The sequence below is a fragment of the Pedobacter sp. AK013 genome (assembly GCF_014205835.1).
Taxonomy (GTDB): domain Bacteria; phylum Bacteroidota; class Bacteroidia; order Sphingobacteriales; family Sphingobacteriaceae; genus Pedobacter.
This window is the reverse complement of the sequence record NZ_JACHCQ010000017.1, coordinates 16,972-40,679: the sequence shown is the minus strand read 5'-3', so window position 1 is coordinate 40,679 and position 23,708 is coordinate 16,972. Positions and strand designations below refer to the sequence as shown.

Sequence of the window (23,708 nt, the reverse complement as noted above, 5' to 3'; positions counted from 1 at the left end):
AAAAAGTCCCCCATGAACAATTCAATTACAAAAGCAATTTTAGCCATCACATTTCTGGTAATCTGCACATTTTCAACAGTATCTGCTCAGGTTTTACCAACTACAACTGGAGTTAATTTATTCTGCAAAGGGTCAGATCTTACTTTACCCGCTCCTCCAGCTGGTGCAGACTGGATTGTTAAATATAGTGCAACACAAACCACAACACCAAGTACAGGTGTTATTTTAGCTTCGGGAAATAAAATCGCAGCGGCCGATTTAAACACAGGCTATTATTATTTAAGTTCTAAATCAAGCACACCTGGATCCTGCGAATCTGAATTACAGGAAATTCCGGTATATGTACTTCAACCTTTGGTGGTTAATTTTACACCGGCTGACTTTTGTCTGGAAAGTCCATTGGCTCAAGTTGGTGCTGTTACCAATCCTGATGCCACCAACATTCCAGATTTGGCCTACCAGTGGTATACGGTAACAGGAGGAGTAGAAACAGCCATATCAGGTGCTACATTAAAAGATTATACGCCATCGGCTCCGGCAACTGTTGGAACAAAAACACACAGATTAAAAGTAGGTTATGTAATTAATGGCAACAAATATTGTCCACAGTGGGCAGATCATGATGTTACCGTAAGCCCTAAACCTGTAAAGCCAACCATTACTCCAGGAACCATCACCGGTACGGCAACGGCGGTTACTTTCTAGGCTGATTTTCGTTTTTCTGATTATTGTTATATAAATGAGGTTAAGGATATCCTCCTTTCTGTCATTGGCTTTGATGTTGTTTTTTATTCAAACAGCAATGTGCCATATTGCTTCCGATGGGCAGCAAACCATTACGATCAGGCAAGGGTCGTCAGTGGTTCTGCGTGCAAATTCGGCTGGGGCAGCTTCATATGTATGGTATAAGGATGATGTGTTAATAAAAGGGCAAACGAAATCAACCCTTATTACTGCAACAGCTGGCATTTATAAAGTAGCTAGTGAAAATAAATTTGGCTGTATATCAGAAATCTCCGATGAAATAAAAGTTATTGTATTGCCACAACTTATTGCTGATGTAGCCATAACAAAGCGTTCGGAATCGAAGATTGTAGTAAGCGACCAGATTTTTGAGTATTATCTAAACGTTAGAAACAATGGTACAGATGATGCCACCCAACTGACGATTAAGGATGCGCTTCCGGATAACCTCTCTTTAGAAAATCTAGCCCAGCCAACTGATGGAGTAGCCAGCTACGATCAGCTAAACAGAACCATTAACTGGAGTATCCCCTTACTACCCAACGGCAAGTTTGCCGAACTGGTAATCAAGGTAAAATCCAAGCAATCGGGCATGGTAACCAATACTGCAACCGTAACTGCAACAGAATTTGACCCTAACCTCGCCAATAATACATCAACCGATAAAAAAGAGATTTCGGGTTTAAGAATACCAAATGTTTTCACGCCTAATGGGGATGGCAAGAACGACACTTTTTATATTGAACACCTGGAATCTTTTGAATCGAACGAAGTAACAATCATTAACCGCTGGGGAAGTACGGTTTATCAATCCAATCATTATCAGAACAACTGGACGGCTCCGGGATTAGCAGATGGAACGTACTTCTATGTGGTTAAAGTTAAAAATGCAACAACTGACTGGCAAGATTACAAAGGTTATGTAACGGTAATCAGGTAAATAAAACAAATACAGACATGAACATTTTAAAAAAGATATATCTTGTTTTAATCATTACGGTATCAACTGTTAAGGTTTTTGCGCAGCAAGATGCCCAGTTTGGGCAATATGTTTTTAATGGTATGTATATCAATCCTGCATATGCGGGCTATAAAGAAGAACTTTACCTACAGGCTTTTGCCAGGGCACAATGGACCGGAATTCGGGGAGCACCGCAAACTTTATCTATATCGGCAGATGAAGCTATAAATGACGAAAGTATTGGCCTAGGGATGATTGTAACCAAGGATAAAATAGGTGCACAAAATACTTTAAATGCATCGGCAAACTTCGCTTACAGGATAAAACTCGATCGTACTGAAACCAATATCCTCGCATTTGGTTTAGGCATAGGTGTAATACAGACAGCCTTAAACGGCAATTTGTTAGATCCCATTGAAACGGGCGATAACCGTATCCCAATTGGGTCAATAAGCCAGACCATGCCCGATATACGCGCGGGCATTCATTATTCAAATGAGAAGTTTTTTATCGGTTTTTCAGCAAATAACCTCTTATCAAAAACCTTATCTGTATTTGACGATTATAATTCGCTAAACGTTAAAATTCAGCCTCATTTTTATTTAAGTGCCGGAGTTGCCCTACCTGTAAATGACGATTTTGTTTTTAAACCAACCTTTTTAATTAAAGACGACTTACATGGCCCAACTTCATTAGATTTAAATGCCTTTTTACTCGTAAAAGAGCGTTTCTGGCTTGGTGCAGTTTATCGCACTTCAGTAAAAATTTACCCTAAAGAGAACCTGCAGTCTGGATTAACCAGTAGGGCTGCAATTGGTTTCATCAGCGAATTGTTTATCAGATCTAATCTGCGCATTGGCTATGGTTATGATTACAGCCTTAATAAACTGAGCAATTATGATTATGGCTCACACGAAATCTCTGTTGGCTACTATATCGAAACCAAAAAGAGCCGAAGACCAAAGTGTTATTTTTAGGCATTAATAAAAATGTAGTACCTATTATTCATCAAACCAATATACTACCATGCAATACCATAATCTTCGCCATGGTTACTCGAGCCGCCTTGTAAACTATTGTGCTTCCAATCAAAATAAATGGCATTGATTGGGCCACTGGTACGTTCCGAGAAACTAAGCGTATAACCCATTTTTTTCAGTTCAGCACGTACCTCCTCTTTGGTATTGGCATTTAACAAGATCTGGCCAGGCTTTGGTTCTCTATCGCTCGTTTTAGTACCTCCAAGAGAAAGCCAAAGCTGATTGGTATTAAAGTTAGCGGCTTCGGTTGCCCTTTGAACATTCATACCAAACTCTGCCATGTTTAAAAAGAACTGCAGTAAGTTCTGATCCTGGGTATCTCCGCCCTGAACTGCGGCAGATACAAAAGGTTTACCATCTTTGATAAACAATGAAGGTGACAAGGTCACTCTCGGTCGCTTGCCAGGTGCGACAACATTAAAGGGGTTTAAGGCAGAATCGAGTACAAAGCTTTGCATACGCTGGCTCATTCCAATACCAGTATTACCAGCAATACAGGCCGGAAGCCAGCCTCCGCTTGGCGTAACCGATACTACCCAACCTGCCTTGTCTGCAGCTTCTATGGATGTTGTTCCCCGCCATAAACGGTCTTCGTAAATTTCTTTTGGCGTATTGTTACCCAGGTCGTGCTTCGGAGCAAAGTTACGTTTAGCTGTATCGAGGGTAAAACCTCTGCTTTTTAACAGATTTAAGTAAGGATTTTTCTTCCCTTCGTATGGGTATGGATCGCCTGGACCTATGTTTGCATCATTTTTATCAAACTGGATAAGTGAGGCGCGTTGTTTTGCATATTCTTTACTTAACAGGCCTTTTATTGGTTCAGCAGGATTTTGGTTTGGATCTCCGTAATAAAAATCACGATCAGCAAAAGACAGGTTCATTGCCTGATAAACAGTATGAATATATTTTGAGCTATTATACCCCATTGCCTTTAGATCAAAATTCTCTAGTATATTCAAAGCCTGTAGCAAAACCGGTCCCTGTGTCCATTGTTTTAATTTATATACCTCAATGCCTTTATAATTGGTACTTAGTGCTTCTTCTTCAACCGGTTTCCATTTCGCAAGGTCATCCATGGTAATTAAACCACCTTGTTCTTTACTTCCGCGAACAAATTCCTGCCCAATATCTCCTTTATAGAAACGATCATAAGCAGCCATTAATGCCTCCTTTCGGGAGCTACCTTTCTTTAGTGCCGCTTGTTCTGCTTCAACCATTTTGGTTAGCGTGGCCAACAAATCTTTTTGAATAAAAACCTCTCCTGCTTCTGGTGCCTCACGTTTTTCGCCAAAATGTGGCAACAGCACTTTTTTACTGTAAGGCCAGGTTTTAATCAATTCTTTATCGCGTTCCATACTATTTGCCGCCTGTGCCTCTATGGCATAACCTGCGGCCATGTGCATGGCCGGTGCCAAAACCTGAGCCAGGCTCATACTACCATATTTGCTCAGCATATAGATTAGCCCGCCTGGTGTACCTGGTGTAGTGGCGGCCAAAGGGCCATATTCTGGTGGAAAACTATAACCTTTAGCTTTAAAAAAGGCTACGGTAGCCCCGGTTGGGGCAACACCCATCGCATTAATGGCAATCACCTTTTTTGTATTCGGGTTATAAATCAGCGCTTGTGTTTCGCCTCCCCAACTCAAGGTATCCCACATGGTGCAAGTGGCAGCCAACATGGCACATGCCGCATCAACTGCATTTCCACCTTGCTGAAAAACCATTGCTCCCGCTGTTGCTGCCATTGGCTTTCCGGTAATAGCCATCCAACTATTGCCGTAAAGCATCGGTTTCTGCGTTTGTTGTGCAAATAAGGGACGAATTGAAAGTGATAATAATAGAAACAGGAATAATTTTTTCATAGTTACAATATAGCTAAAATATATACTATAGCAATCCTGTGTCAGCACTACAGCCCTTAATTCAAGGTAATAAAACAAGCTTGTTACGAAATTTAAGTACCACTACAACAGCTAACCACTTTTTTACTAATTGGTACATTAGAAACAAAGTAAACCCTGCCTTTATTTCTTTTTCTTGGGTTTGGGTTCAGGCAGTTCTGCTACCGTGATGCTTACCAGTTTTTTTAGCCAATCGCGATCTTCCAATTGCTCCTCGATTAGAAATTGATTTTTTGCACCCGGATAAGGTGGTGCTTCTACAACATCTATTATATACGCTCTCCCGGCTAAAGTTGGTTTAACAAACAGCCTATTGTCACACACAAGCGCAAATAGCTTATCATCAAAATACAAACCATATTCGCCAAACATTTTCTTATAGGTAACATGTTCGGAATAATTAATCTGATCGATTATAAAGTCTACGAATTTCTGATCTGATGCCATTTGTAAATTGATTTAATTTAAACTTTAGAACATAAGCAAGGCCTAACAAATAATCGAAAAGGAGGTTTATTGATGATAAATTTTGGCTGTACTAAGCACTAAGATAAATACAATCATCCGGTTAATTAAAGATACACACCCAATAATGGCATTATTATCTTTCTTTTAATTCCGGTTTGCAATAATGGGCTTAATCACTAAATTTGCCGCCCAAACAGACAATTGATATTTAAGCATACTGTTATTCTAAATGGTAAAAAAGGATAAAATGAAAGAAAACGATTTTGTATCTATCTGGTTGGAAGAAACCGGAAATCCTGCAATTGAGAAACTAGAACAGTTAAACCTCGAGGTTGCTGATAAAACTATAAAAGCACTTGCAGAAAAGGATTCGACAGAAAACGACCTTGCTTCTATATTGGATATTAATCCTGATGAAATCAAAAGATGGTTAATAGGCAGGCATGTTTTCAGTATCAAGACCATTAACGAAATTAATTGTGCACTGGGTGAAATCCTGACTAAAAACACCAAACAACAAGGTGAATTTCAACAAATTAAGTAATTATATTTTTAATTACCGCCAGGAACTAATTTAAACCAACACGATCTTCTTTGAGCTTAATATACGACGATACAATGCTCAGCATTATTTCATGATAGCGGTTTGTGGTTCTGCTATCGGCACTCACTGAAACAATGTTTGTATTTTCGGCCTCCGCCTGGGTATACACAATACTAAAAGCCGTGGTTAATAACCATTCAGGCAGATTTTCGGCACTAAGCATTATCTTACAGTTGACCAAACAAGTACCTTTTTCACTTCCTTCTATGCTCATTGTATAAACTAAGGGCAACTCTATAGTGCCAAAATCGGGTAAATCAACCAATACGTTTATCCTTTTTAACATATATTTCTAGTCTCACAACAGCTATTATTTCCCACACTATTGCCTTATGCATTGGCTATGGTATAGCGAAGTTGTTAAAAAAATCAGGCCTTTAATTAAATTTAGGTGTATTTATTTGCGTAAACGTTTAAGTAAAAACAGCACACTATTTGGTATAGCCGCGTGCTGCGGGAGAACACAGTTTAAGGTGGTAAATTCTCGTATTGTAATCTATCAGTGCCCTTCTGGCCATATCATATATATTGGTTTTATGTAATAAATTAAGCCTCTGGCTTAAAAGCACGTGTGTTTTTTTATTTACCCACCGTAGTTTCGCTAAAGTTGACCGTTTTAATTTTACTAACATTCTTTTCCTCTAGGGCTTTTCCTGCATAGTCTGGCTTATTTGTACCCCATACTACATTGCTGTTAAGTAAACTGATGTATCCCGTATTTTCAAAATAAAATCCCGCAATCGCACTTTTAACAAGACCTTCGACATTGCTTGGCCTACGATCGTATACCCCGCCTGCTTCTTTTGTTGTTTTATCGAGGTATACAGTAACCTGGTCAAAATAGATATCAGAAATTTTATCCGAGCTTTCGCCACTGATGTATACCCCACTTTCGCCAGTACATCGGATATTACTGAAATAAATATTCTTAACCGCCCCAACCCTGCCTTTGGTTTGCCCTTTCGGCAAACGCCAACCAGCATCTTTATTGTTGCTGGTTGCTCTTGGATAAGCGGTAATATAAATCGGCTCTGCCTTTCCCCACCATACATCCGAAAAAAGTTTGGATTCGATAAATAAATTAGAAAAAATCACGTTGTTTACCGTACCCTCATCGCGGTTTTGAATACCAATGCCGCGGTTGCTTTTCCTGATATTACAATTATTGATAAGCACATTACTGATTCGGTCCATATTTTCAGAACCTATTTTGATGGCGCATGAGCTAGAGGTCATGGTACAGTTACTGATCACAATATTTTCACAGGCACCATATTCTTCAAACTCACGCCTGTTCTTTAAGCAGATACAGTCATCACCCGATTCGATAAAACAATTGGTAATCCGCACATTTTTACTGTGGTCCAGGTCAATACCATCACTATTACGGATCTTTATACTGTTCAGTAACGTTATATTCGATATCGACACATCATTACAGCCAACCAAATGAACTGTCCAGTAAGCTGAATTCTGAAAAGTTACCCCATCTATATTCAATTTATTGCAGCCGATTAAAGTAAGCAAATGCGGTCGCGGATCTACGATATTAAAGGGTTTTAATACATAGGAATCGTTAAGCTCCTCGCCCATAAACGAAATCCCATTCCCATCAATCACACCCGTTCCACTAATGCTTACCTGTTCAAGCTTTTCTCCACCAATCCAGATGGTACCTTCGCCTTTATTTTCTCTAAAAGCACTTTGGGTATACAGCTTTTCATCGGGACTGGCTAAGAGTTTAGCACCTCCTTCTACCCTTAAATCAACAAACGATTTTAAGTTAAAAGGGCCCGCTAAAAATACATTTCCGGCGGGTACAATTACCTGTCCACCTCCTGCTGCCGAACAGGCATCTATCGTTTTCTGAATAGCAGCTGCATCGTTGGTTTTGCCATCGCCAACCGCACCATAGTTTTTAATATTATATAATTTATTTTGGGCCAGCGCACCGAAAGAAACCAGCAGTGCAAAAAAGAGTAAAACCTTAATCTTCATTTTTTTTAAATTTATTAATAATAAGCACAATATATTATCTTAAGTAAAGATTTACTTACCAGAAAACGGTATAAAGTGCTGCAAGAATACCACAAATAATAACCGAAGCAATGGTAAATGCCGGAGTAACCTTAAACATGCTACTGTCAATTTCAAGTCCCTGCGGATTATCTTTACTTTTCGGATCGGTTAACGTTACCAGAACCATTAAACCCAGTATAATCACAAATACCCACGACATTCTATTTAAGAAAGGAATCGGTGCGATAGCGCCGCTGGTTATAGTAGGCAGGAATTTAAAAAAAGTAGATAAAGGGATGGTTAATAAAGAAGCGATAAGTGCTGCACGCGAAGTGGTTTTCTTCCAGAAAAAGCCCAGTAAAAAGATAGCAAAAACACCCGGCGAGATAAAGCCAACATATTCTTGGATGAACTGATAAACCTGATCGAAACTCCGCAATGCAGGCGCTATTACGATAGCAATTAAAGATGCAATAACCACAGACCAACGACCAACCGAAACCAATCGCGTTTCTGAAGCTTCGGGCTTGATAAACTTCTTGTAAATATCCAGTGTAAAAATAGTAGCAATGCTATTACATTTTCCGGCAAGTGAGGCTACGATAGCGGCTGTGAGCGCAGCAAAGGCGAGCCCTTTTATCCCTGCAGGCAATAAATTCATCAGTACCGGGTAAGCATGATCGGGTTTAACTGTTCCGGCTGCATCGAGCATTTCTGATTGAAAATAACCACGCTGATAAAGCACATAGGCTGCAATACCCGGAATAACAACAATTACGGGAATGAGTAATTTCAAAAACGCGGCAAATATTAAGCCGTTGCGCCCGGTCTTTAAATCAGCTCCTAATGCCCTTTGAACAATATACTGGTTACAGCCCCAGTAATTTAAATTATTGATCCACAAACCACCTAGCAGTACCGCAATACCGGGTAATTCGTTATAAAATTTATCTCCTTTCGAAAATATCATATGAAAATGATCAGATGCTTCACTTCGCAATAAAGGAAGCGAGGCCAAAACACTGGGCGCATCTAACTTCTCAGATACAAGTTTAAGCGCCATATAACAGGTAATCAGTCCACCTGCCACTAAAACAAAAACCTGTATTACATCTGTATAACCTATTACTTTCATGCCGCCCAGGGTAATAATGGCAGAAAAAATAGCCAGGAAAATAATACATATGTTAAAAGGAATGCCCGTAATCGTTTCAATAGCGATAGCACCAAGAAAGAAAATGGAAGTTAAGTTTACAAATACATAAACAAGTAGCCAAAAAACAGCCATTAATGTACTTACCGTATTATTATAACGGTTAGACAGGAACTGTGGCATGGTATAAATTTTGTTCTTAATGTAAATAGGCAGAAAGAATATGGCTACAATAATTAGCGTGGCGGCAGCCATCCATTCGTAACTGGCAATGGCAAGCCCCATGGCAAACCCCGAACCCGACATTCCAATAAAATGTTCGGCAGAAATATTAGAAGCAATGATGGATGCACCAATTGCCCACCAGGTAAGTGAACCTTCTGCCAGAAAATAATCTTTTGTATCTGTACGTTTTTTTTTCTTGCTCCTATAAACCCAATAGCCATATGCTGAAACAACGATAAAATACATCAAAAAAACAGCATAATCGAATGCAGACAAGTGATTCATAAGGATTTTTTTACATTTGGTTTTTTTTAAAAATCAGAAAAAATCCCAATGTTGAAGGTTTAATTCAATTATTTAATTACGTAAACGTTTTCGCGTATCAGGCATCAATAACTTAGATTCATCCTATTAACAACCCGTAGATTCGCGTTTAGTCAGCACCGATTTCAGTATAATATTCTGTTCGTCATCCAGTTGTTTGTTATTAAGGATTTTGAAGAGGCATTTTGCCGCTTCACGTCCAATTTCGAAGGCAGGCTGCGAAATTGTAGTAAGCGACGGGCTGAGGAGCTTTGCAGTACTCAGGTTAGAGAAACTGAGTATTTTAACATCATCTGGAATCTGTAAACCCAATTCCTTACAGGCACAATAAGCAGGAATGATAAATTCTTCGATAGAGGAAAAAAGTGCATCGGGTTTATACGCCTCCAGCAATTCTTTTATCTGCTGCAGGTTAAATTCTTCGTCATCATGATATTTAACAACAAGCTGCTCAGGAGCCACTATCCCATGTGCTTTCAGTGCGTCTAGATAACCGGCAAACCTTGCCTTACCTGCAGGAAGGTTTTCAAGTCCAAATAAATAGGCAATTTTGCTACAGCCACTTTCAATTAAATGTTCAGTAGCCTGAAAAGCAATGTCATAATCATCAGTAGTTACCTTAACAGCATCCAGGTTTTCATACACCCGATCGAAAAATACCAAAGGGATTTTCTTAACCAGATTGGCATAATATTCACTATTGTATTCACTGCTCGATACAGAAGTAAGAATGCCATCTACCCGCCCATTTAACAAGCTGTTGGTAAAGGCCTTTTCTGCTTCTATATTTTCGTGGGTTTGATAAATAAGCACATGGTAACCATACTGTCTGGCTATTTCCTCAATTCCCATTATGGATAAGGAGAAAAAATTGTTTGCTACGCAGGGTATAACTACTGCAACAGTTTTGGTTTTGTTGCTCCGAAGGTTACTGGCTGCCGGATTTGGTGTATAATTCAGTTCCTTAGCCAAGGTCCATACCCTGTTTTTAGTTTTTAAACTGATTTCATAGCTGTCGTTAAGAGCCTTAGAAACGGTTGCTATTGAAATATTCAACTCTTGAGCCAACCGCTTAATATTAACTGCTTCCGCCATGTCTTTAAAATTTGTTTGTTAGTTTTTTAAGGTTTACCTGACTTTTATCGCGAGAATTGCGATAGGCCAAAGCCTTCCTCTTTTTCACCAGCATCTTAATCAAAAACAGCAGCTTTTTTGGCTATATGGATATAACCATTGAAGTTGATGTTCAAAACATTTAGCTGATTAAGCTAGCCGATATCTTCTTCTATTTGAATAAATATCTGGCCACAAACGAAAATATGAAATAATCGTAATATCAACGTTTATTTTTTTTTCTTTTGCGTATTTCTCTCGCCAACACCTTAGGCAGAAAAGGGCATCTACGAGATCACAAACCTATTTCAACTACTTAAATTTAAACATTTTAATCCATATTTCGCAATTCTACATAAGGTTTTACGTAATCGTTTAAGTAAATAAAGTTGGCGAAACATAAAATTTTAAGTTTTCAAAAACTCAACTTTAACTTACAAAACCAACGATTTTTTTTAACCAAATCAATTTATAGCCTTATGACAAACCAAAGCGCATCTTCAAAGGATAACCAAAATCCGTTGCAAAACCTTGATCAGTGGGAAGAGGATATTTTGATCCGTTATCCAGATCCAAAAAACATCAATGCTGACAAAAAAGAAGAGCAGTTCAGAAATTACGATGAAACAGAAAAGGATAGTGTAAAAGAATTTTACAGGCTAAACCATACTTATCAAACATACGATTTCGTAAAACAGAAAAAAGCAGATTATTTAAAGTTCGACAAACAAGAGATGCCGATCTGGAGTGCTTTTGATTTTTTGAACAAGTTAGTGGACGATTCTGATCCTGATACCGATCTTGACCAGATGCAGCACCTGTTGCAAACATCTGAGGCTATTAGAAACGACGGCCACCCCGATTGGATGGTATTGGTAGGTTTAATTCACGATATGGGCAAAGTACTTTGTTTGTTTGGCGAGCCACAATGGGCTGTAGTTGGCGATACTTTTCCTGTTGGCTGTGCCTATTCGGATAAAATTGTTTATCCTGAATTTTTCAGCAACAATCCCGATTATACAAATGAAATTTATCAAACAAAGTTGGGCGTTTATACCCAAAACTGTGGTTTAGATCAAGTAGATATGTCTTGGGGCCATGATGAATATGTATACCATATGATGAAGCCCTACCTGCCAGAACCAGGCTTGTATATGCTCCGCTATCACTCTTTTTATTCGCAGCACAGAGAAAATGCGTATGATCACCTGATGAATGAAAAAGACCACGAAATGTTTAAATGGGTTAACCTGTTTAATCCTTACGACCTGTATTCTAAAAACCCCAATCAGAAAAGCTGGGCTGAACTAGAACCTTATTACAAAACACTGGTAGCTAAATACTTACCACCTAACATTAAATTTTAAATTCTATCTCCAAACATTTATAACCAAATAACCAATTTATGGATCTAATTTTACAAAAATCATGAGATTTAAATGTACACGCTTAAAGTATAGCGGCATATTTATGCTGTTATTACTCCTCGGCCAAATGTTCAATGTTGCCAATGCGCAAACTGAACGAAAAATTACAGGAAATTTAGTCGATGATGCTAAACTGCCTATTGTGGGTGCTTCAGTTACCGTTAAGGGGACCAGTAAGGTTACCTCAACCGGTGCTGGCGGATCCTTTAGCATCTCAGCAAAAACAGGCGATAAAATCCTGTTCAGTTTTTTGGGCTATCAAACAAAAGAACTTACCGTAACCAATGCATCTACCTACCAGGTAATCATTAGCGAGGCCAGTTCATCACTTACTGATGTAGTAGTTGTAGGTTATGGAAAGAGCAGCAGAAAAACACTTACGAGCTCAATATCAACTGTTAAGGGTGATGATTTGAATAAAGGAGCTATTAGTGATATTGGCCAGATGTTACAAGGTAAAGTGCCTGGATTAAACATTACCAGAAATGGCGATCCAAGCCAAAATGCAGCAATCATTATGCGTGGTGCATCTACCCTTCGTGATGGCGCACAATCGCCCCTATTTGTAATTGATGGTGTAGTTGGTGCCGACATTTCGATTCTGGCGCCAGATGACATTGCTACTATTGATGTATTAAAAGATGCAGCTGCTGCTGCCATTTATGGTAACAGGGCAGCCAATGGCGTAATTATGGTAACCACGAAAAAAGGCACAACAGGTGCTGCACAAATTGCTTACAATGGTTACTTTGGTATAGAAAACGTATCTAACCGATACGACATGATGGATGCCGATCAATTAAAGTCATTTCTTGCAAAAAATAATTCAGCCCTCACACCAGCAAATGATAAGGGTGCCAATACCAACTGGCAGGATGAGGTACAGCGCAGTAATGCTTTATCGCATAACCACAACGTATCTTTGAGCGGTGGTAGCGAGAAAACCACTTATAATGCCAGTTTAAATTATTTTAAACAAAATGGTATTATTAAAACCAGCGATTTAAATAGGTTTATTGGCCGCATCGGAATTGAACAAAGGGCTTTAAATGATAAGTTGAAGATCGGGTTGAATATCAGCAATTCGGTAACTAACGCCAACCTGGTTCCTTACCGTAATACGGTACTGGCGCAGATGCTTACTTATCTGCCAACATCGCCAGTAAAGAATCCGGATGGATCTTATTTTGACAACTTAATCCAAACCAGCTATTATAACCCGGTTTCTATGCTCGAAAACGGTACTGAGAACCTGAAGAATAAAAATATCTTAGGAAATTTAACCGTTAACTTAAAATTACCATTCGGCTTCTCTTACGATGTTTCTGCATCATACCAGAATAGCCAGAACGTTTATGGTGCATTTTATAACAGCATTTATACTTCCAGGTATAACAATGTTCGAAATACCCCTGAGCCACCTGCAACTCCAACCTTTGTAAACCTGGTGGGTAAAGATGGTGTGGCGGTAAGAAATGCCTATCAAAACACCAATAAAATTATAGAAACATACTTAACCTGGAATAAAAAATTTGGCGACCATGATATCAATGCCGTGGTTGGTTATTCTTATCAGCAATCGTTAAATAACGATGGTTTTCAGGCAACTTCTACAAATTTCCCGATTAACCAGGTTAGTTATAACAATTTAAGCTTAGGAAACCCATATGCGGTGCCCGATTTCAGAGTCGATTTTAATCCAAATGTAACTTATCAGGAAATTTTGATGATTTCTGATTTTGCAAGGGTAAACTATAATTACAAAAACAAATACCTCATTCAGGGATCGATTAGAAGAGATGGATCAAATGTGTTCGGAATGCATGAAACATGGGGTTATTACCCATCTGTGGGTGCAGCCTGGAACATTGATCAGGAGAGTTTCTTTAAAAATGCAGGCGTTCTTAAAACCCTTAAATTAAGGGGTAGCTATGGTATTGCAGGTAACTCTCTTGGTTTTGCGCCGCTTACCACTAAACTTATTTATGGACAGGTAGGACAATTTTATTATAACGGTTCGCCAAGAGAGGGTGCTTATGGTGCCATACAAAATGAAAACCCTGATTTGAGATGGGAAAAAACGGCTACGACCAATATTGGTTTAGATTTCGGACTATTTAATGGTAGATTAACTGGATCTGTGGATGTGTATGATAAAAAAACAACAGATTTGATTTTAACATTTCCTGTAGATAATAATTTATACCCAGCGCCCAATTATACGGCAAACGTTGGAGCATTGAGTAATAAGGGGATTGAATTGGTTTTAAATGGCACGCCAGTAAGCACCAATAACTTTAGCTGGACTACGGGATTTAACTTAGCACACAATAAAAATAAAATTATTACCCTATCGGATGATCCAAGATTTAACATTGAAGATCGATTGACTGTTTCTCCAGATGGTGCCGGACAAAGTGGTTTAACATTGCAGATCCTTAAACCAGAGCAACCAATCGGAACATTTTTCACCTTTAAATATGCAGGTAAAGATGCAAATGGTGTTTCACAGTATTATGATGCTAACGGTAACTTAACAAAGACCCCACTCACCAAAACCGATTATTATATCCTTGGAAATGCACAACCGAAAGCTTTATTAGGTTGGTCAAACAATTTGAGATATAAGAATTTTGATTTAAGTGTATTTATGAGGGCAGCATTAGGCGTTAAAATTATGAACGTTACCCGTGCTGATTTATTTAGGCCTAGCACTGCCCAGTTCACCAATATCCCTGTAGAAGTTGAAAATGAATCAGTATCTGATTTCAACTCCTATAAATATTCGAGCAGGTTCTTAGAGAATGGCAGTTACCTGCGTTTAGATAATGCTACACTTGGGTATACTTTCAAAAAAGGCCTTATTCCTGGTGTAAATTCTATTCGGTTGTACACCACAGCGAATAACCTATTTGTAATTACCGGTTATAAAGGAATAGACCCGGAGATCAATCAGGGTGGTACCGCTCCAGGGGTAGATACCAATAACTTTTATCCTAAAACCAGAACATTTTTATTCGGGTTAAACGTATCATTTAACTAAAACTTAAAAAGATGAAAAATCTTATCAAATATATTGCGGGAACTGCGTTATCGCTAGGCGTATTAACTTCCTGCCATAAACTGGATTTAAAAGTGGAAACACAGCTAACTCCTGAAACATTTCCTCAAACAGACCAGCACTTTATTCAGTTAACCGGCCAGGTATATGTACAGCTTCGCCAAAACTGGAGTACCGATTATTTCTTTATGCAATCGTTAAGTACCGACGAATCCATTATGCCTGCCCGAGGCGGAAACTGGTACGATGGAGGGGTATTTGAAATGCACCATAAACACTCGTGGACTAAAGACAACGGACATATTAATAGTGGCTGGGGATGGCTTTCAGCAACCATCAGTAAGGCAAATCAAAGCTTATTTTTACTGAAAGACGCGCCTGAATCTCCGGGAAAAACAGTAGCAGTAGCTGAAGTGAGGGCTACCAGGGCTTTAGCATTTTTTATGATGATGGATTTATGGGGTAATATTCCGATTGTAACCACTTTCGGCCAAACTACGCCGCCCGAAACCAAAACACGCCTTGAAGTTTTTAATTTTATTGAGGCAGAACTTAAAGAAGTATTGCCAAATTTAAGCAGCGCCGTAGGAACAGCTACATATGGCCGTCCAAATAAATATACTGCCTATGCTATATTGGCCAAGATGTACTTAAATGCCGAAGTGTATACCGGAACTCAACGTTATAATGATGCTGTGGCCATGTGCGATGCCATTATTGGTGCCTCGGGCTCTCCTTACAGTTTGGAAAGCGATTACAGAAAAATGTTCTTTATTGATAACGGCCCTCAGATCAAAGAATTTATTTTTGCCATCCCTTTCGATCCAGGTTTTAGTAATGGTACCATGATTTATTCGCGTTACTCATTACCACGCTCTTTACAGCGAAAATACAGCTTAAAATTTACGCCAAGTGCACCAATGAGCACCTTGCCAGAGTATTATGCTAATTTCAATGATCCGAATGATAAAAGGAATGCACAATGGATAAAAGGATTGCAGACTTATTATGATGGCTCACCAGTAACAGTAGCGACCACTAAAAAAGGATACGATCAATTTTATGCAGGTTCTGATGGTTCAGCTGCACTCACCTACCAGGTAGACATTACACCAAATGTTACCCTTAGAGATGCATCTAGACCTTTTGATGCTGGAAATGATGAAATCGCCTGGAATATGGGGTACAGAAACAATAAATTTTACTGCGATAGTACATCATCAAGCAGAAACCAAAATAACGACGTGCCAGTTTTTAGGTATTCTGATATTTTATTAATGAAAGCAGAAGCAATATTAAGGGGTGCAACACCTACGCAAGGGCAAACTGCTTTATCATTGGTAAATCAGATACGTGCTGTTCGTACAACTTCACCTGCATGGACATCAGTTACCTTGGAAGACTTATATAAAGAGCGTTGCAGAGAAATGGCCTGGGAATGCTGGCACCGTAACGATATGATCCGTTTCGGTAAGTATGAAGGAACGTGGGGCTTTAAAACAGATGCACAGACTTTCCATAGGTTAATGCCAATACCGGCATCAGCCATTATATTAAATCCTAAATTAAAACAAAATCCCGGATACAATTAATATACATTTTTCTTAGAAGAGGTTGTATCATAAATAAATATAGAATTGTCATCCTGAGCTTGTGGAAGGATCTGCTCAAACACCGTGAGAGGCGTTTCGACAGGCTCAACGTGACAAACTTCTAGAAAAATAAATCCGATGATACACCCTCTTCTTCGCATTAGATGGCTTAAATCATTTTAAACATTTCAATCCTTCTCTATGATTAAACGACTACTTTTATCTATAGTGTTGCTTCCTTCCGTTTTACATGCACAAACTTTAATAAAAAATTCAGCCCAGGCCAACTCAGCAACAAAAAACCTGATTAAAGAGAGTAATGCTTTAAATTTCATCGCCATGGGCGATTGGGGCCGTAACGGTGCCGATCATCAAAAGCAGGTAGCCAAGCAGATGGGTATTACGGCATCTGATGTTAAGGCTAATTTTATCATTTCTACCGGCGATAATTTTTATCCCAGTGGTGTAATCAGCGCTCAAGACCCATCTTTTAAATACTCTTTCGAAGATATTTATACCGATTTTTCCCTGCAATGGGACTGGTATGTGGTTCTTGGTAACCACGATTACAAATCCAATCCAGATGCACAGGTCGAATACTCCAAAATCAGCAGAAGATGGAAAATGCCTGCCCGTTACTATGCAAAAAAATTCCCCATCAATGGGGATCTCAATAACCAGGTGTTAATTGCTTTTATTGACACAAACCCACTTATACCCGAATTTTACAGCAATGCTGAATATGGCCCAAATGTTAAAGGCCAAGACACCACGGCGCAGAAACGTTGGCTGACTAAAACTCTGGCTGATGCTGACCCTACAATTAAATGGAGAATTGTTGTAGGCCACCATCCTATTTATACTGGCGGCAGCCGAACCGAGGCATATGATACCAAAGCTGTACGCAATTCGTTAAAATCAACTTTTGAAAAATACGGCGTAGATGTGTATCTTACCGGGCACGAACACAGTATGCAGTACATTAAACCTGCCGGAAAAACACATTATTTTATTTCTGGTTCAGCTTCCGAAAAAACACCTGTAAAACTCATTGCCGATGCCGAAATGGTGGCATCAGAATATGGTTTTATGTTATTCTCGGTTAACAACAACCAATTACGCGTACAAGCCATTAACGATCAGGGCGAGATTATTTATAACACACTCATTAAAAAATAATCCAAAATAAACACCGTCAGTACCATGGATCAACCAAACAGCACAGTTACTTCAACAGTACAAACAGCAGAGAAACCTAAACGGCTACTTTCGCTCGATGCCTTGCGTGGCTTTGATATGTTTTGGATTGTGAGCGGCGAAGGTATTTTTCATGGTTTGGCCCATGGCATTAAAGAAGACCATGCATTGGTACAAAGCCCCTACGACTGGACCATTGCAACCCATCCGGGTCTTTCCTTATTAGAAAGGATATTGGTTGGCATCAGTAACCAATTACACCATTCGCCCTGGAATGGTTTTACTTTCTACGACCTTATTTTCCCACTTTTTATATTTATTTCAGGGGTATCTATGCCTTTTTCTTATCAGAAATATTTTACGGATAAAGAGACCGGGAGTGCTTCAACTGGTAAGATTTATTATGCGCTGATTAAAAGAACGCTGATTTTAATTTTACTGGGTATGGTGGTTAACGGCATGCTGCAGTGGAAAGGTTATGAGCACATCCGTTTTGCCAGTGTACTGGGCCGAATCGGTCTGGCAACCTTTTTTGCCGCTTTAATTTACCTCAATAACCCGCTTAAAAAACAGATAACCTGGTTTGTATCTATCCTAGTTGGCTATTACCTTATCATGCGTTTTGTGCCTGTTCCAGGTTTTGGTAGTGGCATACTCACCCCAGAAGGCAATCTTTCCGCTTATATAGATCGTTTAATACTTCCTGGTAAGCTTCACCGTACAGTTTACGATCCGGAAGGTTTACTGAGCACTTTGCCAGCCATTTGCTCCGCCATGCTAGGCATATTTACCGGTTCATTTATAAAGAATAAAACAGTATGTCCCGATCCCAATAAAAAAGCATTGTATTTAATCATTGCAGGTATTGCATTACTGTTAATTGCACTAGTTGGCAACTTCCTTTTTCCCATCAACAAAATCATGTGGACCAGTACTTTCGTACTCTTTGCAGGTGGCTGGAGCATTATACTTTTTTCGCTCTTCTATTATTTTATCGATGTGTGCAGTTATCAAAAATGGTGCATGCCCATGATATGGATAGGTACCAATTCGATATTAATTTATATTTTCGCTCACGGCCTGTTCAATTTCGAATCTACTTCTAACTTCCTCTTCGGTGGAATCATTAATACTATCCCTATTGCATGGCAACAGGCCGGCGTATGGACTGGTGTACTCTTAATACAATTGTTTGGCTTAAAGTTCCTCTTTGATAAAAAGTGGTTCCTAAAAATTTAATATGAAAATAAAAATACTATTTGTAGCGCTGCTTGTACTATCGTTCAATAACCTATGGTCTCAGGTTTACCTGGCCTCATCTAATCAACTTATTGCGCGGATTTTACCAAAACAACACCAGGCCTTTGTTACCAAAAGTATTGCTGCAGTAAACGGGAAAGATGTTTTTGAAATTGAAAGCAAAAATAACAAGATCGTACTTAGCGGCAGCAGTGGTGTTGCCCTAGCTTCGGCTTTTTATCATTATTTAACTGAATACGCGCACTGCCAGATGACCTGGAATGGTACCAATTTAAATCTACCTGCTACCCTACCTGCCGTAAAAACGAAAATAAGAAAGGAAACACCTTACGATTATCGTTACTATTTAAACTACTGTACTTTTAATTACAGTATGAGCTGGTGGGATTGGTCGCGTTGGGAAAAAGAGATAGACTGGATGGCCTTACATGGTATCAACATGCCCCTTGCCATTACAGGCGAAGAATATACCTGGTACCTTTTATATAAAGAAATGGGCTTTTCAGATGAGGAACTTAAAGGTTTTTTCACCGGACCTGCCTATTTCTCGTGGTTTTGGATGGGTAATATTGATGGTTGGGGTGGCCCACTTCCGATAAGCTGGATGAAAAGCCACTTTGAACTGCAAAAGAAAATTTTGGTCCGGCAAAGATCGCTGGGGATGAAACCGGTACTACCAGCCTTTACCGGACATGTGCCGGCAGCGTTCAAAAACAAATTCCCAAATGCTAAATTAAAAGCCACCAACTGGACCAATGGCTTTGCCGATACCTATATCCTTGATTCGGAAGATCCGATGTTTGCCCAGATCGGGAAGAAATTTCTACAAAAACAAACCGAATTATTGGGCACCGATCACCTTTACTCGGCCGATACTTTTAACGAGAATGAGCCACCTTCTGCCGATCCGGAGTTTTTAGGTAAACTGAGCGCAAGGGTTTACGATGGCATGGCACAAGCTGATCCGAAGGCCGTATGGGTAATGCAGGGATGGCTGTTTTACAGTGATAGAAAATTTTGGAAAGAACCACAAACAGAGGCCTTATTAAAGGCTGTGCCGAACGATAAGATGATTTTACTGGATCTTGCAACTGAAATTGAGCCGGTTTGGAAACGCACACAAGGTTTTTATGGTAAACCGTGGATATGGAATATGCTGCACAACTTTGGCGGCAATACCAACCTCTTTGGCCGGATGGATGTAGTGGCAACTGCGCCAGCCGAAGCCCTTAACAATCCACAAAGTGGTAAAATGAAAGGCATAGGCCTCAGTATGGAAGGTATAGAACAAAATCCAGTGCTTTATGAGCTGATGATGGACAATACCTGGCAGTCTAAACCTATAGATCTGAAAACCTGGCTACCTAAATTTGTGCGTAACCGCTACGGAAAAAGTAATGTAAATGCTTTAAAAGGCTGGGAGATATTACGGAAAACTGTTTACAACGTGCCGGCTGACAAATATATAAGAGATGGTGCCGAATCGATTATTCAGGCACGTCCTACCTTCGATTCTCTAACCCGTTGGGCAAAAACCACCTTAAATTACCGGGAAAAAGATTTGTTGTTAGGTTGGGATGAATTTGTAAAAGCCGCAGCATTTTGCAAAACCAGTGATGGCTTTCAATACGATCTGGTTGATATTACCCGGCAGGTAATGGCCAATTACGCTCTGCCTATACAAAGAAACATAGTTGCGGCCTATCGCAAAAAAGATCTAGTTAAATTTAAAAAAGAAAGCAGCAAATTTATACAGCTGATTGATGATATGGACAGGCTATTGGCCAGTAGAAAAGACTTTATGCTTGGGCCATGGGTAAGCGATGCAAGGCAATGGGGAGAAACCCCTGCCGAAAAAGCACTGTACGAAATGAATGCCAAAGACCTGATTACCCTTTGGGGCGATGCTAAAAGCCCATTGAATGAGTATGCCTGTAGACAGTGGAGCGGCTTGCTCACTGATTTTTATAAACCAAGATGGCAACTTTTCTTTACCCGCGCCGAACAATCATTAAAACAGCAAAACGATTTTAATACCAGTCAATTTAATGAGGAAATAAGCAACTGGGAATGGAAATGGGTAAATCAACGAAAAGACTACCCAACCAAAACCGTTGGAAACCCTGTAAATTTAGCACTCGAAATGTATCAGAAATACCGCAAAACCATGGGGATAATACACCAGTAATTTCCCCATCGTAAAAAGGGCTTATATGATAGTTTTACCGATATGAAAATTGTTATCTTATTTACAATGCGAAGTCAGCATGCTGTTATACGGCTAACATTTTTCATATCTACTTTATTTCTTTTCATACTTACTGGCGCAGTGGCTTTTGCGCAGCAATCTGTGATCAGATACGTGCAGCCATTTTCAGGCACTTCTACAAGTACCACGCCAGCCAGCCAACATATAGAAGATAAAACAGAAAGACTGGCCAATACCATACCAGCCGTTGCGCCACCTTTTAGCATGACCCAGTGGACGCCACAAACCCAACTTTCGGAAAAAAAATGCCTTGCCCCCTATTATTACAACAATAAAAAATTTTATGGCATCAGGGCAAGTCATTGGATCAGCGGCTCGTGTACGCAAGATTATGGTAGCTTTACCATTATGCCCATTGCCGGAAAACTGAAAACCAGTCCAACAGATTACGCTGTTGATTATGCACATACGGATGAAGTAGCTACACCTGCGTATTACAAAACCAATTTACAAAGTTATAACCTGATGGCTGAAGCTACTGCAACTTTGCGTTGTGGCCTAATCAAAATTACAGCACTGAAGGCAGACAGTGTTTATCTGTTAATTACTCCAAATAGTGATCAGGGTAAAGGATATATTAAAATTGACCGCCAAAGAGGTGAAATTTCAGGTTATAATCCTGTTCACCGTATTTACCAGGGCTGGGGGCAGCCAGCCGGCTTTAGCGGCTATTTTTTTATTCGCATAAACAAAGGCTTTACAACAAGTGGTGTGTTTACCGGAGCCAGTGTTTCAGCGCATCAATCTATTAAAAACCAGAAAGATTTAGGTGCTTATCTGGGCTTTAAACTACAAAAAGGAGAAACTATTAATATTTACGCTGGCACTTCTTTTACCAGTATAACTGCAGCAAAACTTAACCTCGAAACCGAGATTAACACAGCTAATTTCGAAACAATTATGGCTAAAACCAGTCAGGTTTGGGAGCAATCGCTTGGCCAGATAAAAGTTAGCGATCCTGATGAAAAAAATAAGCGGATTTTCTATACTGCACTTTACCATGCACAGCAACACCCACGTTTATTTAATGATGTAGATGGAGGATACCCTCAATTTGCAGGTAACTACATGAAAAAAGTCTTAAAAAAGGGCAACTATTATGATGATTTTTCAATGTGGGATATTTACCGCGCACAACTACCACTTGTAGAACTTTTAAAACCGAATCTGGCCAACGATTTCGCCAATTCATTGGTACTAAAAGGGCAACAAGGTGGTTGGCTACCCATTTTCCCCTGTTGGAATAATTATACTGCAGCCATGATTGGCGACCACGCTACTACTTTTCTGGCTTCGGCCTATAACAAGGGCATTCGTGGTTACGATGTAAAGGAAGCCTATCGCTTAATGCGCCAAAATGCTTTTCAAATGCCCGATTCTGCAGCGTATCTCAATGGCAAAGGCCGCCGCGGCATTAACAGTTATCTAAAATATGGTTATATACCCATGGAAGATAGCATTCCAAATGCTTATCATAAGAGAGAACAGGTGAGCCGGACCTTGGAGTATGCTTATGATGACTATGCGCTTGCAAGCATTGCTAAAGATCTGGGTAAGGAAGCCGATTACCAACAACTTCTTAATCGATCACTCAACTACCAGAATATCTTTGATCCAAGTGTTGGGATGGTTAGAGGCCGCTTTGCCAATGGCAGCTGGTACAAGCCTTTTTATCCCGATCACCGTGAACCATATATTACCGAAGGAACCCCAAGACAGTATACTTTTTACATCCCCCATGATATGCCTGGATTGATTAAATTAATGGGCGGTCGTAAAAATCTCGAAAATGAGCTGGATTCCCTTTTCGATAAAAAGGAATATTGGCATGGAAACGAACCTGGCCACCAGATCCCGTTTTTGTATAATTATACCAACTCTCCCTGGAAAACGCAGCTGCAAATATCGCGTATTTTGGCGGAAGAATATGATGAAGGTGCGGGTGGATTAAGCGGCAACGATGATGCCGGACAAATGTCGGCCTGGTATGTATTTGCAGCTCTTGGTTTTTACCCGGCAGATCCTGTTTCAGGAAACTATCAGCTCACAAGTCCTTTATTTAAACGGGCAGTAATATCTTTCAGCAATGGTAAAAAGTTAACCATAACAACCATTAAAAAGAGTAAAAAATCTATTTATAGCTCAAAAATCATTTTAAATGGAAAATCTTTTACCCAAAACCAAATTACACATCAATTGCTGGTTAAGGGCGGGGAATTGATCTTTTATCTCCAAGATCAGCCGGCTACGCTTTGAACGCAGTAGCTAGAATAAACCCGACATCTAAATACCAAAGAAACATTTCAGCTCATTAAACCCTAAATAAGATCAAAATCAGAAGTAGCGTACT

The 23,708-nt window shown here is 39.6% G+C and carries 17 protein-coding genes; 11 read left to right on the top strand and 6 right to left on the bottom strand.

From position 1 onward, the window contains the following. Positions 1-12 precede the first annotated feature (12 nt). The 3 genes from HDC90_RS12860 to HDC90_RS12850 are packed head-to-tail and all read left to right on the top strand — an operon-like array spanning position 13 to position 2,682. Positions 13-705 carry a hypothetical protein gene (locus HDC90_RS12860; protein ID WP_184466943.1) on the top strand — a complete coding sequence of 231 codons (693 nt, stop codon included), beginning with the start codon at positions 13-15 and terminating at the stop codon, positions 703-705. Between the two features lie 34 nt (positions 706-739). Then, positions 740-1,684, top strand: coding sequence for a gliding motility-associated C-terminal domain-containing protein (locus HDC90_RS12855; protein WP_184466941.1), 945 nt, complete (start codon positions 740-742; stop codon positions 1,682-1,684). A 17-nt stretch (positions 1,685-1,701) separates the two neighbouring features. Further along, entirely contained in the window at positions 1,702-2,682 is a 981-nt protein-coding gene (locus HDC90_RS12850; protein ID WP_184466939.1) for a type IX secretion system membrane protein PorP/SprF, read from the top strand. Positions 2,683-2,726: 44 nt separating this feature from the next. Here the strand turns inward: HDC90_RS12850 and HDC90_RS12845 are convergent, their stop codons facing one another. Both HDC90_RS12845 and HDC90_RS12840 read right to left on the bottom strand, forming a co-directional pair. Then, entirely contained in the window at positions 2,727-4,607 is a 1,881-nt protein-coding gene (locus HDC90_RS12845) for a gamma-glutamyltransferase family protein (RefSeq protein WP_184466937.1), read from the bottom strand. Positions 4,608-4,769: 162 nt separating this feature from the next. Next, positions 4,770-5,093 carry a TfoX/Sxy family protein gene (locus tag HDC90_RS12840; RefSeq protein WP_184466935.1) on the bottom strand — a complete coding sequence of 108 codons (324 nt, stop codon included), beginning with the start codon at positions 5,091-5,093 and terminating at the stop codon, positions 4,770-4,772. A gap of 268 nt (positions 5,094-5,361) precedes the next feature. On the opposite strand from HDC90_RS12840, the gene HDC90_RS12835 reads away from it, so the two are divergent. Then, entirely contained in the window at positions 5,362-5,658 is a 297-nt protein-coding gene (locus HDC90_RS12835) for a hypothetical protein (protein WP_184466933.1), read from the top strand. Between the two features lie 25 nt (positions 5,659-5,683). Here HDC90_RS12835 and HDC90_RS12830 read toward each other — a convergent pair whose 3' ends face one another. From HDC90_RS12830 to HDC90_RS12815, 4 genes are all read right to left on the bottom strand, one after another. After that, complete coding sequence (locus HDC90_RS12830) at positions 5,684-6,004, bottom strand: hypothetical protein (RefSeq protein ID WP_184466931.1); 321 nt, start codon at positions 6,002-6,004, stop codon at positions 5,684-5,686. A gap of 293 nt (positions 6,005-6,297) precedes the next feature. Then, positions 6,298-7,716: a glycoside hydrolase family 28 protein gene (locus HDC90_RS12825; RefSeq protein WP_184466929.1), complete on the bottom strand. Its 1,419-nt coding sequence runs from the start codon at positions 7,714-7,716 to the stop codon at positions 6,298-6,300. 55 nt (positions 7,717-7,771) lie between these two features. Next, a complete protein-coding gene (locus HDC90_RS12820) occupies positions 7,772-9,400 on the bottom strand; it encodes a sodium/sugar symporter (protein ID WP_184466927.1) in 1,629 nt (542 codons plus the stop codon). Between the two features lie 126 nt (positions 9,401-9,526). Next, positions 9,527-10,534: a LacI family DNA-binding transcriptional regulator gene (locus HDC90_RS12815; RefSeq protein ID WP_184466925.1), complete on the bottom strand. Its 1,008-nt coding sequence runs from the start codon at positions 10,532-10,534 to the stop codon at positions 9,527-9,529. Positions 10,535-11,031: 497 nt separating this feature from the next. Between HDC90_RS12815 and HDC90_RS12810 the strand changes: the two genes are divergently transcribed. The 7 genes from HDC90_RS12810 (at position 11,032) to HDC90_RS12780 (ending at position 23,614) form a co-directional block, all read left to right on the top strand. Next, positions 11,032-11,919, top strand: coding sequence for an inositol oxygenase family protein (locus HDC90_RS12810; RefSeq protein ID WP_184466923.1), 888 nt, complete (start codon positions 11,032-11,034; stop codon positions 11,917-11,919). Positions 11,920-11,980: 61 nt separating this feature from the next. Then, a complete protein-coding gene (locus HDC90_RS12805; protein ID WP_184466921.1) occupies positions 11,981-15,022 on the top strand; it encodes a TonB-dependent receptor in 3,042 nt (1,013 codons plus the stop codon). Between the two features lie 11 nt (positions 15,023-15,033). Next, on the top strand, positions 15,034-16,632 hold the full coding sequence (locus HDC90_RS12800; protein ID WP_184466919.1) for a RagB/SusD family nutrient uptake outer membrane protein: 1,599 nt from the start codon (positions 15,034-15,036) through the stop codon (positions 16,630-16,632). Between the two features lie 201 nt (positions 16,633-16,833). Beyond that, positions 16,834-17,811: a tartrate-resistant acid phosphatase type 5 family protein gene (locus HDC90_RS12795; RefSeq protein ID WP_184466917.1), complete on the top strand. Its 978-nt coding sequence runs from the start codon at positions 16,834-16,836 to the stop codon at positions 17,809-17,811. A 24-nt stretch (positions 17,812-17,835) separates the two neighbouring features. After that, a complete protein-coding gene (locus HDC90_RS12790) occupies positions 17,836-19,068 on the top strand; it encodes an acyltransferase family protein (RefSeq protein ID WP_184466915.1) in 1,233 nt (410 codons plus the stop codon). A 1-nt stretch (position 19,069) separates the two neighbouring features. Further along, complete coding sequence (locus HDC90_RS12785; RefSeq protein WP_184466913.1) at positions 19,070-21,277, top strand: alpha-N-acetylglucosaminidase; 2,208 nt, start codon at positions 19,070-19,072, stop codon at positions 21,275-21,277. A 42-nt stretch (positions 21,278-21,319) separates the two neighbouring features. Next, a complete protein-coding gene (locus HDC90_RS12780; protein ID WP_255497630.1) occupies positions 21,320-23,614 on the top strand; it encodes a GH92 family glycosyl hydrolase in 2,295 nt (764 codons plus the stop codon). Positions 23,615-23,708: the final 94 nt, after the last annotated feature.

Excerpts from the sequence above, each read along its gene's own strand:
- HDC90_RS12860 (WP_184466943.1), top strand. The coding sequence starts at position 13 with ATGAACAATTCAATTACAAAAGCAATTTTAGCCATCACATTTCTGGTA.
- HDC90_RS12855 (WP_184466941.1), top strand. The coding sequence starts at position 740 with ATGAGGTTAAGGATATCCTCCTTTCTGTCATTGGCTTTGATGTTGTTT.
- HDC90_RS12850 (WP_184466939.1), top strand. The coding sequence starts at position 1,702 with ATGAACATTTTAAAAAAGATATATCTTGTTTTAATCATTACGGTATCA.
- HDC90_RS12845 (WP_184466937.1), bottom strand. The coding sequence starts at position 4,607 with ATGAAAAAATTATTCCTGTTTCTATTATTATCACTTTCAATTCGTCCC.
- HDC90_RS12840 (WP_184466935.1), bottom strand. The coding sequence starts at position 5,093 with ATGGCATCAGATCAGAAATTCGTAGACTTTATAATCGATCAGATTAAT.
- HDC90_RS12835 (WP_184466933.1), top strand. The coding sequence starts at position 5,362 with ATGAAAGAAAACGATTTTGTATCTATCTGGTTGGAAGAAACCGGAAAT.
- HDC90_RS12830 (WP_184466931.1), bottom strand. The coding sequence starts at position 6,004 with ATGTTAAAAAGGATAAACGTATTGGTTGATTTACCCGATTTTGGCACT.
- HDC90_RS12825 (WP_184466929.1), bottom strand. The coding sequence starts at position 7,716 with ATGAAGATTAAGGTTTTACTCTTTTTTGCACTGCTGGTTTCTTTCGGT.
- HDC90_RS12820 (WP_184466927.1), bottom strand. The coding sequence starts at position 9,400 with ATGAATCACTTGTCTGCATTCGATTATGCTGTTTTTTTGATGTATTTT.
- HDC90_RS12815 (WP_184466925.1), bottom strand. The coding sequence starts at position 10,534 with ATGGCGGAAGCAGTTAATATTAAGCGGTTGGCTCAAGAGTTGAATATT.
- HDC90_RS12810 (WP_184466923.1), top strand. The coding sequence starts at position 11,032 with ATGACAAACCAAAGCGCATCTTCAAAGGATAACCAAAATCCGTTGCAA.
- HDC90_RS12805 (WP_184466921.1), top strand. The coding sequence starts at position 11,981 with ATGAGATTTAAATGTACACGCTTAAAGTATAGCGGCATATTTATGCTG.
- HDC90_RS12800 (WP_184466919.1), top strand. The coding sequence starts at position 15,034 with ATGAAAAATCTTATCAAATATATTGCGGGAACTGCGTTATCGCTAGGC.
- HDC90_RS12795 (WP_184466917.1), top strand. The coding sequence starts at position 16,834 with ATGATTAAACGACTACTTTTATCTATAGTGTTGCTTCCTTCCGTTTTA.
- HDC90_RS12790 (WP_184466915.1), top strand. The coding sequence starts at position 17,836 with ATGGATCAACCAAACAGCACAGTTACTTCAACAGTACAAACAGCAGAG.
- HDC90_RS12785 (WP_184466913.1), top strand. The coding sequence starts at position 19,070 with ATGAAAATAAAAATACTATTTGTAGCGCTGCTTGTACTATCGTTCAAT.
- HDC90_RS12780 (WP_255497630.1), top strand. The coding sequence starts at position 21,320 with ATGAAAATTGTTATCTTATTTACAATGCGAAGTCAGCATGCTGTTATA.